This is a genomic window from Nocardia sp. NPDC047648 (assembly GCF_040642815.1).
GTDB classification, from domain to species: Bacteria; Actinomycetota; Actinomycetes; order Mycobacteriales; family Mycobacteriaceae; genus Nocardia; species Nocardia gamkensis.
In genome coordinates, this window is the sequence record NZ_JBEYSX010000002.1 from 642,199 (window position 1) to 659,484 (window position 17,286).

Here is a 17,286-nt window from a genome sequence, read left to right on the forward strand (position 1 = left end):
AGAGAATTTTCCCACCGCGTCACAACTGAACCAGGAGCCGCCCACATGCCGATGCCGACCGAGGAAAGGGTGAGCCAGCTCTTAGCTGGTCTCGTCGAACGCCGAGGATTCGACCTCGAGGGCGTCGAGATCTCGACGGCGGGCACGCGCGTGGACGCGCAGGCTCGGGTGCAGGTGACCGTGGATCGCGACACCTCCGATCTGGACGCGCTCGCGAGCCTCAGCACGGAGCTGTCGGAGTTGCTGGACGACGCGGGGGAGTTCGGCGAGACGCCCTACCTGCTGGAAGTCACCACCCCCGGCATCGATCGCCCGCTGACCGCCGACCGGCACTGGCGGCGGGCGCGCGGGCGGAAGGTGCGCGTCACGCTGCGCGAAGGCGCGCAGCCGCCGGAGCGATCGGCGACCTTCGAGGCCAGGGTCGGCGCGCTCGCCGGTGACTCGGTGGCGCTGGTGCTCGGCGGCAAACGCGACCCGCACCGCGTGACCGTCCCGCTCGCCGACATCGCCACCGCCGTCGTCCAAGTCGAGTTCTCCCCGCCCGGCGCGCGGGAGCTGGAGCTCGCCGGCGGAGTCGTTCCGGGGCGGCCCGCTCCGGGCCAAGAAGACGCGGTGGCGGTCGACGACGCCACCCAGCACCCGGGAACACCGAATGCACTGTCCGAATCCGTAACAGCGTCCGATTCGCCGACCGAAGGGATCGTGGAATGAACATCGAAATCGAAGCCCTGCGCGCGATCGTCGCCGACAAGGGGATCTCGATCGAGACCGTGATCTCCGCGATCGAGTCGGCGCTGCTCACCGCGTACCGCCACACCGAGGGCCACCAGCCCAACGCGCGTATCGACATCAACCAGCGGACCGGCGTGGTCCGGGTGATGGCGCGAGAATTGGACGCCGACGGCAACGTGATCTCCGAATGGGACGACACCCCGGAGGGGTTCGGCCGGATCGCGGCGACCACCGCCAGGCAGGTGGTGCTCCAGCGGCTGCGCGACGCCGAGAACGAGAAGTCCTTCGGCGAGTTCTCCACCCATGAGGGCGACATCGTCGGTGGTGTGGTGCAGCGCGACGCGCGCGCCAACGCCCGCGGCACCGTCGTGGTGCGCATCGGCAGCGAGCTGCACGGCACGGAGGGACTGATCCCGCCCGCCGAGCAGGTGCCCGGCGAGACCTACGAGCACGGCGACCGGATCAAGTGCTACGTGGTCGGGGTCTCCCGTGGTCCGCGCGGGCCGCAGATCACGCTGTCGCGCACCCACCCGAATCTGGTGCGGCGCCTGTTCGCGCTGGAGGTGCCGGAGATCGCCGACGGCTCGGTGGAGATCGTTGCCGTCGCGCGCGAGGCGGGCCACCGCTCCAAGATCGCCGTGCGCACCACGGTGCCCGGTGTCAACGCCAAGGGCGCCTGTATCGGGCCGATGGGGCAACGCGTGCGCAACGTGATGAGTGAACTGGCCGGCGAGAAGATCGACATCATCGACTACGCCGAGGATCCGGCGACCTTCGTGGGCAACGCGCTCTCGCCGTCGAAAGTGGTTTCGGTCACAATTGTCGACGCCGAGGCGAGGGCGGCCCGCGTCGTTGTGCCCGATTTCCAGCTTTCCCTGGCGATCGGCAAGGAGGGACAGAACGCCCGCCTGGCCGCGCGGCTGACCGGCTGGCGCATCGATATCCGCAGCGACGCCGCCCCCGACATGGGCGGATCCGTGCGAACGGAGGCGCATCGGAGTTGACCGGAGCCCCCTCGCGGAGTGCTCGGGATGACATGTTCGTAACTTCCGCGGGGGAGGGGTTCGGCGTTCCGAGCGTGGCAGCGGTAGAGTGGTCCAAGGTTCAGTCCGAGCCCTCGGCTCCAATGCCCGACCGCACCACCCAGCAGCACCCGGCGCCCCAGCGCCGAGCCGCTCCGGTGCGGACGTGTATCGGGTGCCGGAAGCGCGAACTGGCCGGCGATCTGTTGCGGATCGTGGCTCGGGACCTCGAGGCCGGCGACGGCTCTCAGGTCATCGAGATCGTTCCCGATCCGCGGCGCAGACTTCCCGGACGGGGTGCCTGGCTGCACCCCCTTTCGGCTTGTCTGCGCGCGGCAGAGCGGCGCCGAGCGATCGGCAGAGCACTACGAGTGTCCGGACATCTGGATATCTCAGCCCTGGAGCATTACCTCGAGAACAGGCACGAGCACTCATGAGCACACCGTGAAGTACCAACGATGAACGTCCATCGGAGATAACCCGAGGTCGTGCGGGCCGCCGTCCCCAGAACGGTGGAGCTGCTCGACCTCTCAGTGAGGAGAGCAGTGGCAGGCAAGGCCCGCGTGCACGAGTTGGCCAAAGAACTCGGTGTCACGAGCAAGGAACTACTCGCAACGCTCAAGGAGCAAGGCGAGTTCGTGAAGTCGGCGTCCTCGACGGTGGAAGCTCCCGTCGCGCGCCGGCTGCGTGAGTCGTTCGCGACCAAATCCGCCCCGTCGAACGGCAACAAGTCGGGTGCGCGTCCCGGCCCGTCCGGCCGTCCGGCCCCCAAGCCCGCGGGCGGTGGCCCGCGTCCCGGTCCCCGTCCGTCGACGCCCACGCCGGCGCCGACCGCGCAGGAGACCGTCGTTCCCGCCGCGCGTACCGGCGAATCCCCGGCCGTGAAGCCGGGCCCCGCCGCGCGTCCGGGGCCCGCGCCGTCGCCCAAGCCGCCCGTCCAGGAGTCGGTCGCCCCCCAGGCCGCCGCGGCCTCCGGTGCGACCGCGAGTTCCGCCCCCGCTCCGGCCGGTCCACGGCCGACGCCGGGCGGCCCGCGTCCCGGGCAGCAGCAGCAGCGTCCCGGCGCCCCCTCCCAGGGCGGCCAGCGCCAGGGTGGCGCCGCGTCCGGTCCGCGTCCGGGGCCGAAGACCCCGCGCGTCGGTAACAACCCCTATTCGTCGGCTCCCGAGCGTCCCGCGCCGCGTCCGGCCCCCGGTCAGGGTGGTCCGCGTCCGGGTCCGGCTCAGGGTGGCCCGCGTCCGGGTCCGGCTCAGGGCGGTCCCCGTCCCGGTCCGGCTCAGGGTGGCCCGCGTCCGGGTCCGGCTCAGGGCGGTCCCCGTCCGGCCCCCGGTCAGGGTGGCCCGCGTCCCGGTGGCCCGCGGCCGAGCCCCGGCTCGATGCCGCCCCGCCCGAATCCCGGTGCGATGCCGTCGCGTGCGGCGCGTCCGGGTGGCGCCGGAGGCCCCGGCGCCGGTCGTCCCGGGCGCCCCGGTGGCGCCGGTGCGGGTCGTCCCGGTGGTGGCGGCGGCGGTGGCTACCGCGGTGGTGGCGGCGGCGCCCCTGGTGCGGGTGCCGGTGCGCCCGGTGCCGGTGGCGGCGCGGCCGGTGGTTTCCGCGGTCGTCCCGGTGGCGGCGGTGGTGGCGGCGGCCGTCCGGGTGGTCCCGGTGGCCGCGGTGGCGCGGCAGGCGCGTTCGGCCGTCCCGGTGGCGCTCCCCGTCGTGGCCGCAAGTCCAAGCGGCAGAAGCGGCAAGAGTACGACTCGATGCAGGCGCCCGCCGTCGGCGGCGTGCGGCTGCCGCGCGGCAACGGCGAGATCATCCGGCTCGCCCGCGGCGCGTCGCTGTCGGACTTCGCGGAGAAGATCGACGCGAACCCGGCCGCGCTGGTCCAGGCCCTGTTCAACCTCGGTGAGATGGTCACCGCGACCCAGTCGGTGAACGACGAGACCCTCGAGCTGCTCGGCAGCGAGATGAACTACGTCGTCCACGTGGTCAGCCCCGAGGACGAGGACCGCGAGCTGCTGGAGTCGTTCGACCTCACCTACGGCGAGGACGAGGGTGGCGAGGAAGACCTCGAACAGCGTCCGCCGGTGGTGACCGTCATGGGTCACGTCGACCACGGTAAGACCCGACTGCTGGACACCATCCGCAAGGCGAACGTCCGCGAGGGCGAGGCCGGTGGCATCACCCAGCACATCGGCGCCTACCAGGTGCTCACCCATCTGGGCGACGAGGACCGGCTCATCACCTTCATCGACACCCCCGGTCACGAGGCGTTCACCGCCATGCGTGCCCGCGGTGCGAAGGCCACCGACATCGCGATCCTGGTGGTCGCCGCCGACGACGGCGTCATGCCGCAGACGGTGGAGGCGATCAACCACGCGCAGGCGGCCGACGTGCCGATCGTGGTGGCGGTCAACAAGATCGACAAGGAAGGCGCGAACCCGCAGAAGGTTCGTCAGCAGCTCACCGAGTACGGCTTGGTCGCCGAGGAATACGGCGGCGAGACCATGTTCGTGGACATCTCCGCCAGGCAGAACATCAACATCGATGCGCTGCTCGAGGCGGTGCTACTGACCGCGGACGCGGCGCTGGATCTGCGGGCCAACCCGGACATGGACGCGCAGGGTGTGGCCATCGAGGCGCACCTCGACCGTGGTCGGGGCCCGGTGGCGACCGTGCTGATCCAGCGCGGCACCCTGCGGGTCGGCGACTCGATCGTGGCGGGAGACGCCTACGGCCGCGTGCGCCGGATGGTCGACGAGCACGGCGACGACGTCGAGGCGGCCCTGCCGTCGCGGCCCGTCCAGGTGGTCGGCTTCACGTCGGTGCCCGGCGCCGGTGACAACCTGCTCGTCGTCGACGAGGACCGGATCGCCCGGCAGATCGCCGACCGGCGCAATGCGCGCAAGCGCAACGCGCTGGCCGCACGCAGCCGCAAGCGGATCAGCCTGGAAGATCTGGATGCCGCGCTGAAGGAGACCAGCGAGCTGAACCTGATCCTCAAGGGCGACAACTCGGGTACGGTCGAGGCCCTCGAGGAGGCGCTGCTCCAGATCCAGGTGGGCGACGAGGTGCGTCTGAGGGTGATCGACCGCGGCGTCGGTGGCGTCACCGAGACCAACGTCAACCTGGCTTCGGCGTCGAACGCGATCATCATCGGATTCAACGTCCGCGCCGAGGGCAAGGCCACCGAGCTGGCCAACCGCGAGGGTGTCGACATCCGGTACTACTCGGTGATCTACCAGGCCATCGACGAGATCGAGAAGGCCCTCAAGGGCATGCTCAAGCCGATCTACGAAGAGGTCGAGCTGGGCCGGGCCGAGATCAGGGCGATCTTCCGTTCGTCGAAGATCGGCAACATCGCCGGTTGCATGGTCACGTCGGGTTCGGTCAAGCGCAATGCCAAGGCGCGCCTGCTCCGCGACAACGTGGTGATCGCCGAGACGACGACGATCTCGTCGCTGCGCCGGGAGAAGGACGACGTCACCGAGGTCCGCGAGGGCTTCGAATGCGGTATGACGGTCACCTACTCCGATATCAAGGAAGGCGACATCATCGAGGCCTACGAGCTGCGCGAAAAGCCGCGCGACTGATAGACCGAGACGAATCCGGACGCCGCGCGACGTGCGCGGCGTCCGGCCGGTCTTCCTGACAGTGGAGGGTGTGGGTGTACCTGGGTGCACTGGAGTTCGACCTGCTGCTCGGCGATGTGCATTCACTGAAACAGAAGCGCTCGGTGATCCGGCCGATTCTGGCCGAATTGCAGCGTTTCGGTGTGAGTGCCGCCGAAGGTGGGGAACACGATCTATACCGTCGCTCGCTGCTGGGCGTGGCCATGGTCAGCGCAGGCATGGATCACCTGACCGAGGTGCTGGACAAATGTGAACGGCACGTCGCGTCCCGTCCGGAGTTACAGTTGCTGGCGGTGCGCCGCCGGATCTTCGGGCCCGAAGACTGACCGGCGCAGCGACGGCGCGGAGGACGGAGCTCCGGTGGCGACACCGGTCCGCGCTCCGACCGCCATCGAACAGAGTTGATAGTGAGGAGGAAACGGCCATGGTGGACCAAGCCAGGGCACGCCGACTCGCCAAGCGGATCTCCTCGATCGTCGCGACCGCGATCGAATACGAGGTGAAGGACCCGCGGCTGCGTTTCGTGACCATCACCGACGCCAAGGTCACCGGCGATCTCCGGGAGGCGACGGTGTACTACACCGTGATGGGCGAAACCCTCGACGCCGAGCCCGATTACGAAGGCGCGGCGATCGGCCTGGAGAAGGCCAAGGGTGTCCTGCGCTCCAAGGTGGGCGCGGGAACGGGGGTCAAGTTCACCCCGACGCTGGCATTCGTACTGGACACCGTGCCCGACGCGGCACGGCAGATGGAGGAACTGCTCGCGAGGGCGCGGGCCGCGGACGACGAGGTCGCCAAGGTGGCCGCCACGGCCAGGCCCGCGGGTGACGCCGACCCCTACAAGGTCGAACGCGACACCGACGAGTGACATGCGGTAGTCGATGACGACGATGCGGGAAACGGCCGGTCTGGATGTGGCCGTGGCGGCGTTGGATGCCGCGCGCTCGGTGACCATCGTCTGCCATGTGCAGCCCGATGCGGACACCGTGGGAAGTGGTCTCGCGCTGGCGCTGGTGCTGCACCGGCGCGGGATCCCGGTGCAGGTGTCCTTCGCCGAACCGGCGGAGTTACCCGTGTCGATGCGGTCGCTGCCCGGCTTGCGGCATCTGGTGGCGCCCGCCGAGGTGCGTGCGGAGGTGGACCTGCTGATCGCGGTCGACTGCGGCAGCGCGACCCGGTTGGGCGCGCTCGCCGACCGATTGCCCGGCGCCGCAACGACGATGGTGATCGATCACCATCGGTCGAACACCTCCTTCGGCGCGATCAACGTGGTCGATCCCGGCGCCGAGTCCACCACGAGCCTCGTCGCGCGGGTGCTCGATGCGTGGGGCGTGCCGATCGACGCGGATGTCGCACATTGCCTCTATGCCGGTCTGGTCACCGACACCGGCTCGTTCCGGTGGGTGCGGCCGGGTACCCACGAACTCGCGGAACGGCTGCTGGCCACCGGAATCGACGGCGCGGACATCGCTCGCACCTTGATGGACACCCACCCGTTCGGGTGGCTGCCCATGTTGTCGCGGGTGCTGGGCACGGCGCAGCTCGTTCCGGAGGTCCGCGGCGGTGTTGGGCTGGTGTACGCGTTCGTGCGTCGCGACGACATCGACGACGTGCGGTCGGAGGAAGTCGAGAGCGTGATCGATATCGTGCGCACGACCGCCGAAGCCGGAATCGCCGCGGTGTTCAAGCAATCCCGCGTCGTGCCGGACCGGTGGACGGTGTCGCTGCGCTCGCGCGACAGCGGATCGTTCGCGGGCGACGGAGTGGACGTCGCGGAGGTGGCGACAGCGCTGGGCGGCGGCGGTCACCGTTTCGCCGCCGGATACACCGCGTACGGCACGCCCGGCGATCTGGTCGGTGCGCTGCTGACCGCGCTCGGATGAGGCGTGGCCGTCGGTAGCGGCGCCGTGTCGGGGCGCCGGCGCGGTGGCCGTGACGTCGTCGGCGCGTCGCCGCGCCCGTCCGGGAGCGCGGGTCGGGTGAGGCCTGCCGCACGTTGCTGTGGTTGTCAGTGGGACGTGCCGAGGTGCAGCGCGAGCGGAACGACGGTGGTCCCCGGGAGGTGTTCGTGAACGCGCAGGGTTGCAGCGGCGCGGAGATCGGTGACCCGGCTTCGCTCGTGGATGGGACGGAGCCCGCGCGCGTGGACCGTGCCGCCGCCGCTGCCGGACCGAAGCGCATTCTCGGCATCGCGTTGCCTACCCTCGGTGTGCTGGTGGCCGAACCGATCTACCTGCTGTTCGATCTGGCCGTGGTGGGCAGGCTCGGGGCGCTCGCGCTGGCCGGTCTGGCCGTCGGCGGGCTGATTCTGGCGCAGACGAGTTCGCAGCTGACCTTCCTCTCCTACGGCACTACCGCGCGTTCGGCACGTCGCCACGGCGCGGGCGACCACCGGGGAGCCGTCGCCGAGGGTGTGCAGGCCAGCTGGATCGCGGTCGCCGTCGGCGTCGCGATCCTCGTACTGGTCCAGGCGTTCGCCGTACCGGTGACCAGCGCCATCGCGGGTGGTGCGCAGATCGCGGAAGAAGCGCTGGGCTGGGTGCGGATCGCCCTGTTCGGCGTGCCGCTGATCCTGCTGTCCATGGCCGGGAACGGGTGGATGCGTGGCGTCCAGGAGACGCGCAGGCCGTTGGTCTTCGTGGTCGCAGGACTCGCGGTGTCGGGCGTGCTCTGCCCCGCGCTGGTGCACGGACTGTTCGGCGCGCCGCACCTTGGCCTGCCCGGCTCTGCCGTGGCGAACGTGGCGGGGCAGATCGTCACCGCCGTCCTGTTCCTCGACGCGCTGATCCGCGAACGGGTTCCGCTCGCCCCACATCGGTCGGTCATGCGGGCCCAACTCGTGCTCGGGCGCGACCTCATCGCCCGCAGCTTCGCCTTCCAGGCGTGCTTCGTCTCGGCGGCGGCGGTCGCCGCGCGTTTCGGCGCCGCGTCGGTAGCGGCCCACCAGTTGGTGCTGCAACTGTGGAACTTCCTGGCGCTGGCCCTGGACGCGCTGGCCATCGCCGCGCAGACGCTCACCGGCGCCGCTCTCGGCGCGGGTGACGCCGGCGGCGCCCGCGGGATCGCGCGGCGCGTGACCCGCTGGTCGGAGATCTTCAGTCTCGGGCTCGCCGCCTGCTTCGCGGCGGGAGCGGTGGCGATTCCGGCGCTGTTCACCGAAGACGCCGAAGTGCTCGAGCGCGCGCACGTGGTGTGGTGGTTTTTCGTCGCGCTCATTCCGGTGGCGGGCATCGTCTTCGCCCTCGACGGCGTGCTGCTCGGTGCCGGTGACGCGGCGTACCTACGTACCACGACGCTCGGTGCGGCAATGCTCGGTTTCCTGCCCGCCATCTGGTTGTCGCTGGCCTTCGACTGGGGTGTCGCCGGAATCTGGTCCGGTCTCGGGGCGTTCATGCTGTTGCGGCTGATCGCCGTCGCGTGGCGGACGCTGTCGGGCCGGTGGGCCTCGATCGGCGCCGAGATGCCGAGGTGACCGACACCCGGCTCGGCCGGTGCGCGCGAATCCGGACGGATGTGCCAAGGTAGGTGTGGTGATACCCAAGTTGATGGCGGTGAGCGACATTCATGTCGGGCACCAGGGGAATCGGCCGGTCGTCGAGCAGATCAAGGCGGACTCGCCGGAGGACTGGCTCATCGTGGCCGGCGACGTGGGGGAGAAGACCGAGGACATCCGGTGGGCGCTGGAGCTGCTGCGCCGCCGCTTCGCCAAGGTGATCTGGGTGCCGGGCAATCACGAGCTGTGGACGACGGCCAAGGACCCGGTGCAGATGTCCGGGGTGGCGCGCTACGACTACTTGGTGTCGATGTGCCGTGACCTCGACGTCCTCACGCCGGAGGACCCCTTTCCGGTCTGGCGGGGCGCGGGCGCCGAGGAGCACGGCGGCGCGGTGACGCTGGCGCCGATGTTCCTGCTGTACGACTACTCGTTCCTGCCGGAGGGAGCCACCACCAAGGCGGAGGGTCTGGCGATCGCCCGCGAGCGCAACGTGGTGGCGACCGACGAATTCCTGCTCTCGCCGGAGCCGTATCTGACCAGGGACGCGTGGTGCCACGCCCGGGTGCAGGTGACCAAGCGCAAGCTCGACGCGCTCGCCCCCGATACCCCGGTCGTCCTGATCAATCACTTCCCCTTGGTCCGGCAGCCGACGGACGTGCTGTTCTACCCCGAGTTCGCGCTGTGGTGCGGCACCGAGCTGACCGCGGACTGGCACACCCGCTACAACGTGGTCTGCTCGGTCTACGGCCATCTGCACATCCCGCGCACCTCGCACTACGACGGTGTCCGGTTCGAGGAGGTCTCGCTGGGCTACCCGCGCGAATGGCAGCGCCGCGGCCTGCCCGACCGGTTGCTGCGCCAGATCCTGCCGACCCCGCAGTACCCGCCGGACACGCTGAACAAGTGGGGCGGGCACTTCCAGGTGACTCCCGAGATGGAAGCCGCCGCCGCGGAGATGCGCAGCAAAGCGCAGCAGCGGCGCGGACTGGCATAGCCGCGCGGCCCATGGCGCTGCGATCCCGTGCGGTGGGGCTCGACTACGCTCGTCGGTGATGATCGAGAACATTCTGCCCACGGGTGTGGCCTCGGCCGAACTGCTGGCGTACCCGGAGGATCTGCGGCCGCATCCGGCGGAGGAGCATCTCATCGCGAAGTCGGTGGAGAAGCGGCGCCGTGACTTCATCGGCGCGCGGCACTGCGCCCGGCTGGCGCTCACGCAGCTCGGCGAGACGCCGGTCGCCATCGGCAAAGGCGAGCGCGGCGCTCCGGTCTTTCCGCGCGGGATCGTCGGCAGCCTGACCCACTGTGACGGCTACCAGGCCGCCGCGCTGGGCCACAAGCTGCGGTTCCGTTCCATCGGCATAGACGCCGAGCCGCACGCCACGTTGCCGGACGGTGTGCTGGACTCGGTCAGTCTGCCCCAGGAGCGGGACTGGCTGAAGACCACCGACTCCGAGCTGCATTTGGACCGGTTGCTGTTCTGCGCCAAGGAGGCCACCTACAAGGCGTGGTTCCCCCTGACGGTGCGCTGGCTGGGCTTCGAGGACGCGCACATCACCTTCGAGATCGAGGACAGCTCCGCCGATTCCGGGCGCGGCAGCTTCCGCTCCGAATTGCTGGTGCCGGGGCAGACCACCGACGGTGGGCCGCCGCTGCACTCGTTCGACGGCCGTTGGCTGATCACCGACGGGTACATCCTGACCGCGATCGCGCACGTCTGATGGACGGACTCGGCGGGCTGCTCGTCATCGACAAGGCCGGTGGCTGGACCAGCCACGACGTCGTGGCGAAATGCCGGAAGCTGCTGCGCACCAAGAAGATCGGCCACGCGGGCACCCTCGACCCGATGGCGACCGGTGTGCTCGTGCTCGGTGTGGAGCGCGCGACCAAACTGCTCGGCCTGCTCACCCTGACGACCAAGGCGTACACCGCGACCATCCGGCTCGGGCAGGCGACCAGCACCGACGACGCCGAGGGCGAGGTGCTCACGACCACCTCGTCCGTTCACCTCACCGACGACGACATCGCCGCGCGCACAGCCGAACTCACCGGGGACATCGACCAGGTGCCTGCGACCGTGAGCGCGATCAAGGTGAACGGTGAGCGCGCCTATGCCCGTCACCGCGCGGGCGAAGACGTGCAGCTGGCCGCCCGCCCGGTCACGGTGTCGCGGTTCGACGTGCTGGCCCGGCGCGATATCGGCGATTTCGCCGACCTGGACGTGGTGGTCGAGTGCTCCTCGGGCACCTATGTGCGGGCACTGGCCCGCGATCTCGGCGCAGCCCTCGGCGTCGGCGGCCATCTGACCGCGTTGCGCCGAACGAGGGTCGGGCCGTTCACCCTCGAGCACGCCCGCACCCTGGACGAGCTGGCCGCCGCCGCGGAATCGGGCGCGCCGCCGCTGAGCCTCGACATGGACGCCGCGGTCCGGACCGCCTTTCCGCACCGGGACATCGACGATACGCAAGCCGACGACCTGCGCAACGGCCGCTGGCTCGCCCCGGCCGGGCTTTCCGGCGTCTACGCCGCCATCGACCCGGCAGGCCGTGCCATCGCCCTGCTGCGGGAGTCCGGTAATCGCGCGTCCTCGGTGATGGTCGTCCGTCCGGCCAACCTTTGATCCATGCCGGTGTCGTATCGACAGATCCCGGCGCAGTTCCGGTAAGCCCTGTCGCTCAGGAGAATCCGTACAGTGTGGGGTGGTCGTCTGCGGCGGCCGTGATCGGGTAACGGCGGCGAAGGTGGCGGACGTGGGTGACGGACAGGTGGATACGTTCGAGCTGTGGGACAGCGACGGGGACGGGCTGGTCTCGGTGCGGGACATCACGGCGGGTATCCGGGCGCTCGGTCTGGAGGTTGACGACGCGGCGGTGGAACGGCTGGTCGCGGCCGCCGACACCGACGGCGACTTCCTGGTGTCGCGAGCCGAATTCGACGCCGCGCTGGCCGGCGGGCGCATCGAGGTGACCGACGCCGACGCCGCGTTCAAGGTCTTCGACGTCAACCGGGACGGCCGCATCTCCGTCGAGGAACTCGAATCGCTCATCCGTCACTGCGGCGCGGGCCGGATCGACGAACCGGCGGACGCCTTGCTGGCCGCCGCCGACATCGATGGCGACGGCTATCTCTCGCTGTCGGAATTCCGCGCGCTGCTGGAATTCCTCTCCCGATAGCGACGCGGGAGCCGCGTGGCCGCGCAGCCGGACGTAGGTCCGTCGAACCTCCGCGCGTTTGAGCGAAGGCGCGGCAGCCGGGTCTAGCCGCCGATCTGGTGGCGCAGGCGCTGCACGGCGTCGTCCATGTGCTCCACGAGCAGGGCCCGGGCGCGCGCGGGGTCGGCGGTGCCGATCGCCTCGCGCAGCTCGACGTGTTCACGGGCCTGTTCCCGCAGGTCCGGGTAGGTGGTCTGCAATGCGCCCAGGCACATTCGCGTCTCGATCAGCAAGGTGCGGGCCGCGCGCACCAGCCGCGGACTGGCGGCGCTCTCCACCAGCGCCTCGTGGAAGGCCTGGTCGGCCTCGGATACCCCCACGGCGTCACCGCGTTCGGCGCAGGTGACCATCTCCTCGACGCTGGGCCCGAGCGCCTCGTAGGCGATCGGGCGGCGGCTGTCGAGGATCAGATCCAGCGCACCGCCCTCCAGCGCCGTCCTGGCGCGGTAGATGTCGACGACGTCGTCGAGGCTCAGTTCGATGACGAAGATGCCGCGGTGGCGGATGCTGTGCAGCAGGCCCTCGGACACCAAGCGCTGCATCGCCTCGCGCACCGGCCCACGTGAGACCGCGAATTGCGCGGCCAGGTCGGCTTCGCCGAGCTGCGAGCCGGGCGCGAGACTGCCGCGCATGATCGCCTCGCGGAGCCGATCGGCGATCATCTCCGCGGTCGACTGCCGATTCACCGGCTCGAAATCAACGACGGACATCGATCTGCCTTTCCGCGAACAACGTGCCGAGACCGGGAACGACCGGCTCGGCGCCGGCCAGCCGCAGACCCGCCCAGATGGTGACCTGATTGGCTGTGAGCACCGGTTTGCCCAGCGTAGCCTCCAGGTCCGGCAGCACCGCCATGGTGTGCATCGCGGTGTCGGGGATGAGCAGCGCCTGCGCACCCGGGTGGTCGTTGTCCGCGGCCAGCCGCAGCACCTGGGCGGGGGTGAGGGTGCCGACCTCGGCGGCGGTGTCGATGCCCGCGCTGGACATCGAGACGACATCGATCCCCGCGTCGGCGAGGAATTCCACGAACAGCCGGGCGACTTCGTCGGGATAGCTGGCGGCGACGGCGACGGTGCGCAGCCCGAGCGCGTGCACGGCGTCGGCGAACGCGATGCTGGTGCTGGTCGCGGGCACGCCCGCGACTTCGGCCAGCGCGCGCACCTGGTCGCGGGCGCCCTCGGGCCCGTAGACGAAACTGCCTGACGTGCAGGCCCACACGATCGCGTGGGGGCGGTGCCGGGCGAGCAAGGAGGCGCCGAGGCGCAGTTTCCCGGGACTGCCCAGCTCGAGCAGTTCGGGCACGGCGTGCAGATCGGTGCCGTAGATGTGGGCCACCGGAAGGTGCGCGCCGATCGCCGCCGCCGCGAGCGGGTAGTCGTCCTCGGCGGCGTGGTCGGGGTAGATGAAACCGACGGTGGGTGCGTCCATGCGATGTTCTTCCTTCAGAAAACGTTGAGCAGCCACTTGCCGGGGCCCATCATCGGCAGCTTCATCCGGCCGAGACAGGCCCACATGGTGAGCTGGTTGGCGGTGAGCACCGGTTTGCCGAGTGCCTTCTCCAGCGGCTCTATCACGTCGTAGGTCGGCAGGTTGGTGCAGCTGACGAAGACGGCCTGGGCCTCGGGATCATCGGCGCCGACGATGCGTTCGGCGATCGTGCGGTAGCTGACCTTCCAGATGCCGCCGCCGAGCCCGAGGTGGTCGGAGCGCACCACCGAACACCCGGCCTCGGCGAGGAATTCGTGCAGCCGGTGGGTCAGGATCTCGTCGTAGGGGGTGAGCACCGAGATCCGGGTGAGGTCCAGATGGCGGATCGCTTCGAGCAACGCGCCCGAGGTGGTGACCGCGTCCTGCGCCCCGGCCCGGCAGATGGTGTCGCGCAGCGACTTCTCGTAGGCGAGGCCTTTGATGAAACTGCCCGACGTGCACAGGTACGCCACGACTTCGGGTTCCACGTGCAGCACGTTGTGCGTGGCCGCGGTGAGATGCGCCGCGTCGGACACCAATTCGGCCATCTCCAGCGAAACCGGGACCGGCTCGTAGGGGGTGCGCGCCAGATGCAGACTCACATCCAGTGGCGCCCAGCGCCAGAGCTCTCGTTCGAGTGCGAGATCGAACGGTGCGATGATCCCGATGCCTCGTTGGGCCACGGGCCCCTCGAGGTCGGGAAAGCTCAGATCCACTACGGCCCCTCTCGCGCTCAGCCGGGACGACCTCCGAACACGATCGGATTGTTGACAATCATACGATGTGATCTTAGTGTGTCAATGTGGAACAGGGCCCGATTGTCGTCGTCCTGCACAGTGACAGTGTGCCCGACGCCGAGCGAATGGACCGCGTAGCAGGCCGCGCCACCATCAGGTACACCGAGGCGCCCGGATTGGCGGACGCCCTGCGCGGAGCGGAGGTCTTGTTCGTCTACGACTTCCGCACGCGGGCGCTGCCCGGCGCCTGGCACGCCGCCGACCGCTTGCGCTGGGTGCACATGGGCTCGACCGGCGTCGACCCGGCGATGTTTCCCGAGCTGCGCGCGAGTGACGTGGTGGTGACCAACACCCGAGGCGTCTTCGACGCCGCGATCGCCGAATACGTGCTCGGCCAGATCCTCGGTTTCGCCAAGGACCTGTCCGGCTCGCTGCTGCTGCAACAGCGGCACGAGTGGCGGCATCGGGAATCCGAACGAGTCGCGGGGGCGACGGCGCTGATCGTCGGCACCGGCTCGATCGGACGCCATATCGCCCGGTTGCTGCGCGCGGTCGGGATGACCGTGCGCGCGGTGGGCAGGCGCGAGCGCGCGGCGGATCCGGATTTCGGTGAGATCGCCACCGATCTGCACGCCGAACTGGCCGGTGCCGATTACGTCGTCGCGATCGCCCCGCTCACCGAGCGGACCAGGAACATGTTCGACGCCGCCGCCTTCGCCGCGATGAAACCGCACGCCAGGTTTGTCAACGTCGGCCGTGGGGAACTCGTTGTGACCGACGATCTCGTTGCCGCGCTGCGCACCGGATCGATCGCCGCGGCGGCGCTCGATGTGGTGGACCCCGAGCCGCTCCCCGCCGATCACCCCCTGTGGGAACTGCCGAACGTCCGGATCACCCCGCACAACTCCGGTGATTTCATCGGATGGCGCACCGAGATCGTCGACGCGTTCACCGAGAACTTCGACAACTGGATCGCCGGACGTCCGCTGGACAACGTGGTCGACAAAAGGCTGGGGTACGTGCCCGGCTGAAGGAGCCCATCCATGAGCTACCCCGACAAGAACCAACCCACCGACCCGACCGCCATGACCGCGGTCGAGCTGGTCTCCGCCTACGCGGCGGGCGCGTTGTCGCCCGTGGAGGCGACCGAGGCGATCCTGCGCGCGATCGCCGACCGTGACGGCGCGCTCAACGCCTTCTGTCTCGTCGACCCCGATCGCGCCCTGGTGCAGGCGAAGGATTCCGAGGCCCGCTGGCAGTCCGGTCATGCCCGCGGCCTGCTCGACGGTGTGCCGATCTCGATCAAAGACGTGTTCCTGACCGAGGGCTGGCCCACCCGGCGCGGGTCGGCGTCGATCGATCCGGCCGGACCGTGGCCGGTGGACAGCCCGGTGGCCGCGCGGCTGCGTGAGGACGGCATGGTCTTCCTCGGCAAGACCACCACCCCGGAGATCGCGTGGAAGGCGGTCACCGACAGTCCGCTGTCCGGCGTCACCCGCAATCCGGCCGACCCGTCCACCACGGCGGGCGGCTCCTCCGGCGGCAGCGCCGCGGCCGTCGCCGCGGGCATGGGCCCGGTCTCGGTGGGCACGGACGGTGGTGGCAGCGTGCGCATCCCGGCCGCCTTCTGCGGCATCGTCGGGTTCAAGCCCACCTACGGCCGGATTCCGCTGTTCCCAGCCAGCCCGTTCGGTCCGCTGGCGCATGCGGGCCCGATGACGCGCACCGTCGAGGACGCGGCGCTGCTGATGGACATCCTGTCGCTGCCGGATCCACGCGATCCGACCGCGCTGGCTCCCACACTCACCGCGTTTCGGGCGGAGATGCAGCGCGACGTGCGGGGATTGCGCGTGGCGTACTCGCCGACGCTCGGCTACGCCGAGGTGGACGCCGAGGTCGCCGCGATCGTGGACGCGGCGGTGGCTCGCCTGGCCGAGGCCGAGCTCACGGTCGGTGCCGCCGATCCAGGCTTCGAGGATCCGCGCGAGGCGTTCGAACTGCTGTGGGCGGCCGGCGCGGCCACCATGCTGTCCGGCTTCCCGGAAGGCACGCGCGACCGGGTTGACCCAGGGTTGCGTGCGGTCTGGGAGCGCGGTGAGACCGTCACCGCCGTCGACTATCTCGCCGCGCGCAACGTGGCAGCCGGAACCGGCATCACGATGGGCGCGTTCCACACCGACTACGACGTCCTGATCACACCGACGGTGCCGATTCCCGCGTTCGAAGCGGGACACGACGTGCCGCCCGGCAGCGGCCTGCGCAGCTGGCCCGAATGGACCCCGTTCACCTACCCGTTCAATCTCACCCAGCAGCCCGCGATCAGCATCCCGGCGGGTACCACGCGCGCGGGCCTGCCGGTCGGGCTCCAGATCGTCGGTCCGCGTCACTCCGACGATCTGGTCCTGGCGGTGGCCCGGTACGCCGAATTCGTGCTGGCTTCCTGAACGCGAGTGGCCCCGCGGCATGCCGCGGGGCCACTGCAAGGGCGAGTCTCAGGCGCGGGCGAAGGCGAGCGTTTCGCCCTGCACGCCGTGCAACCACAACGTGTTGCACGCCGCGGCGATATCGGCGAGTCCCTCCTCGATGGTGGCGAAGACGTTCCCCGGCACCCACCCGAGGTCGCCGTTGATCAGCAGATTGTTGCGGCCGTAGAACAGTGCCAGATCGGTGGCGCCGCGCTCGTGCTCGGCCGCGGAGCCGGGCTCGTAGCCGTAGGCGGGATTGCCGATCTCCCACGGCTCGAAGTCGAACAGGCAGACGTCGCCGGGGATCGGCGTGACCGTCGGATTCTCCCGGTGCGGGGCCGCGTCGATCCGGGGGAGTAGGGTGTACACCTCGTTGCGGGCGTACTTGGCGTGGAAAGCGTCGCCTTCCTGCGGCAGCGCGTTCCACACCGCCGCGCAGGTGCGCGGCGCCTCCTCGTCCAGCAAACGGGCGCGGCAGGTGACCGCCGCCTTCGTGAGTGTGATCGTGATATAGCGGGCCATGCGGTTGCTTCCTGATCGG

18 protein-coding genes are annotated in these 17,286 nt (G+C 70.0%); 14 read left to right on the forward strand and 4 right to left on the reverse strand.

All coding sequences use genetic code 11. The annotated features are described in order from the left end of the window. Window positions 1-45: 45 nt before the first annotated feature. From rimP to ABZ803_RS07405, 12 genes are all read left to right on the forward strand, one after another. Window positions 46-711: a ribosome maturation factor RimP gene (gene rimP, locus ABZ803_RS07350; RefSeq protein WP_357033941.1), complete on the forward strand. Its 666-nt coding sequence runs from the start codon at window positions 46-48 to the stop codon at window positions 709-711. Then, the gene (gene nusA / locus ABZ803_RS07355; RefSeq protein ID WP_040868142.1) at window positions 708-1,736 is read left to right on the forward strand and encodes a transcription termination factor NusA; all 1,029 of its coding nucleotides are present in this window, start codon (window positions 708-710) and stop codon (window positions 1,734-1,736) included. The genes rimP and nusA overlap by 4 nt, the downstream gene beginning before the upstream one ends. A 122-nt stretch (window positions 1,737-1,858) precedes the next feature. Next, entirely contained in the window at window positions 1,859-2,191 is a 333-nt protein-coding gene (locus tag ABZ803_RS07360; RefSeq protein WP_357033943.1) for a YlxR family protein, read from the forward strand. A gap of 108 nt (window positions 2,192-2,299) precedes the next feature. After that, window positions 2,300-5,329, forward strand: a complete 3,030-nt coding sequence (gene infB / locus ABZ803_RS07365) for a translation initiation factor IF-2 (protein ID WP_357033945.1) — start codon at window positions 2,300-2,302, stop codon at window positions 5,327-5,329. 74 nt (window positions 5,330-5,403) lie between these two features. Then, window positions 5,404-5,694, forward strand: coding sequence for a DUF503 domain-containing protein (locus ABZ803_RS07370; protein ID WP_040868135.1), 291 nt, complete (start codon window positions 5,404-5,406; stop codon window positions 5,692-5,694). A gap of 98 nt (window positions 5,695-5,792) precedes the next feature. Continuing rightward, window positions 5,793-6,236, forward strand: a complete 444-nt coding sequence (rbfA, locus tag ABZ803_RS07375) for a 30S ribosome-binding factor RbfA (protein WP_040868103.1) — start codon at window positions 5,793-5,795, stop codon at window positions 6,234-6,236. A 13-nt stretch (window positions 6,237-6,249) separates the two neighbouring features. Next, window positions 6,250-7,251: a bifunctional oligoribonuclease/PAP phosphatase NrnA gene (locus ABZ803_RS07380; RefSeq protein ID WP_357033948.1), complete on the forward strand. Its 1,002-nt coding sequence runs from the start codon at window positions 6,250-6,252 to the stop codon at window positions 7,249-7,251. A gap of 260 nt (window positions 7,252-7,511) precedes the next feature. After that, entirely contained in the window at window positions 7,512-8,840 is a 1,329-nt protein-coding gene (locus ABZ803_RS07385) for an MATE family efflux transporter (protein WP_357034358.1), read from the forward strand. A gap of 58 nt (window positions 8,841-8,898) precedes the next feature. Beyond that, window positions 8,899-9,858 carry a metallophosphoesterase gene (locus ABZ803_RS07390; protein WP_357033950.1) on the forward strand — a complete coding sequence of 320 codons (960 nt, stop codon included), beginning with the start codon at window positions 8,899-8,901 and terminating at the stop codon, window positions 9,856-9,858. A gap of 58 nt (window positions 9,859-9,916) precedes the next feature. Beyond that, complete coding sequence (gene npt, locus ABZ803_RS07395; protein WP_357033952.1) at window positions 9,917-10,585, forward strand: 4'-phosphopantetheinyl transferase Npt; 669 nt, start codon at window positions 9,917-9,919, stop codon at window positions 10,583-10,585. Further along, a complete protein-coding gene (gene truB, locus ABZ803_RS07400; RefSeq protein WP_357033954.1) occupies window positions 10,585-11,484 on the forward strand; it encodes a tRNA pseudouridine(55) synthase TruB in 900 nt (299 codons plus the stop codon). The genes npt and truB overlap by 1 nt, the downstream gene beginning before the upstream one ends. 130 nt (window positions 11,485-11,614) lie before the next feature. Further along, window positions 11,615-12,037, forward strand: a complete 423-nt coding sequence (locus tag ABZ803_RS07405) for an EF-hand domain-containing protein (RefSeq protein WP_357033956.1) — start codon at window positions 11,615-11,617, stop codon at window positions 12,035-12,037. Between the two features lie 83 nt (window positions 12,038-12,120). Here the strand turns inward: ABZ803_RS07405 and ABZ803_RS07410 are convergent, their stop codons facing one another. Genes ABZ803_RS07410 through ABZ803_RS07420 form a run of 3 tightly spaced genes read right to left on the reverse strand, consistent with a single transcriptional unit; the run spans window position 12,121 to window position 14,259 of the window. Then, window positions 12,121-12,786, reverse strand: coding sequence for a GntR family transcriptional regulator (locus ABZ803_RS07410; RefSeq protein WP_357033958.1), 666 nt, complete (start codon window positions 12,784-12,786; stop codon window positions 12,121-12,123). Next, window positions 12,773-13,504, reverse strand: a complete 732-nt coding sequence (locus ABZ803_RS07415) for a maleate cis-trans isomerase (protein ID WP_357033960.1) — start codon at window positions 13,502-13,504, stop codon at window positions 12,773-12,775. The genes ABZ803_RS07410 and ABZ803_RS07415 overlap by 14 nt, the downstream gene beginning before the upstream one ends. Before the next feature lie 14 nt (window positions 13,505-13,518). Next, window positions 13,519-14,259, reverse strand: a complete 741-nt coding sequence (locus ABZ803_RS07420; protein WP_040868092.1) for an Asp/Glu/hydantoin racemase — start codon at window positions 14,257-14,259, stop codon at window positions 13,519-13,521. Between the two features lie 86 nt (window positions 14,260-14,345). On the opposite strand from ABZ803_RS07420, the gene ABZ803_RS07425 reads away from it, so the two are divergent. Both ABZ803_RS07425 and ABZ803_RS07430 read left to right on the forward strand, forming a co-directional pair. After that, window positions 14,346-15,311, forward strand: coding sequence for a D-2-hydroxyacid dehydrogenase (locus ABZ803_RS07425; protein WP_357033962.1), 966 nt, complete (start codon window positions 14,346-14,348; stop codon window positions 15,309-15,311). 12 nt (window positions 15,312-15,323) lie between these two features. Then, a complete protein-coding gene (locus tag ABZ803_RS07430; RefSeq protein WP_357033964.1) occupies window positions 15,324-16,724 on the forward strand; it encodes an amidase in 1,401 nt (466 codons plus the stop codon). A 48-nt stretch (window positions 16,725-16,772) separates the two neighbouring features. Here ABZ803_RS07430 and ABZ803_RS07435 read toward each other — a convergent pair whose 3' ends face one another. Then, the gene (locus tag ABZ803_RS07435; protein ID WP_357033966.1) at window positions 16,773-17,267 is read right to left on the reverse strand and encodes a DUF3830 family protein; all 495 of its coding nucleotides are present in this window, start codon (window positions 17,265-17,267) and stop codon (window positions 16,773-16,775) included. Window positions 17,268-17,286 lie beyond the last annotated feature (19 nt).

Coding starts and splice junctions, on each gene's coding strand:
- rimP (WP_357033941.1), top strand. CDS start 46: ATGCCGATGCCGACCGAGGAAAGGGTGAGCCAGCTCTTAGCTGGTCTC.
- nusA (WP_040868142.1), top strand. CDS start 708: ATGAACATCGAAATCGAAGCCCTGCGCGCGATCGTCGCCGACAAGGGG.
- ABZ803_RS07360 (WP_357033943.1), top strand. CDS start 1,859: ATGCCCGACCGCACCACCCAGCAGCACCCGGCGCCCCAGCGCCGAGCC.
- rbfA (WP_040868103.1), top strand. CDS start 5,793: ATGGTGGACCAAGCCAGGGCACGCCGACTCGCCAAGCGGATCTCCTCG.
- ABZ803_RS07380 (WP_357033948.1), top strand. CDS start 6,250: ATGACGACGATGCGGGAAACGGCCGGTCTGGATGTGGCCGTGGCGGCG.
- npt (WP_357033952.1), top strand. CDS start 9,917: ATGATCGAGAACATTCTGCCCACGGGTGTGGCCTCGGCCGAACTGCTG.
- truB (WP_357033954.1), top strand. CDS start 10,585: ATGGACGGACTCGGCGGGCTGCTCGTCATCGACAAGGCCGGTGGCTGG.
- ABZ803_RS07410 (WP_357033958.1), bottom strand. CDS start 12,786: ATGTCCGTCGTTGATTTCGAGCCGGTGAATCGGCAGTCGACCGCGGAG.
- ABZ803_RS07415 (WP_357033960.1), bottom strand. CDS start 13,504: ATGGACGCACCCACCGTCGGTTTCATCTACCCCGACCACGCCGCCGAG.
- ABZ803_RS07430 (WP_357033964.1), top strand. CDS start 15,324: ATGAGCTACCCCGACAAGAACCAACCCACCGACCCGACCGCCATGACC.
- ABZ803_RS07435 (WP_357033966.1), bottom strand. CDS start 17,267: ATGGCCCGCTATATCACGATCACACTCACGAAGGCGGCGGTCACCTGC.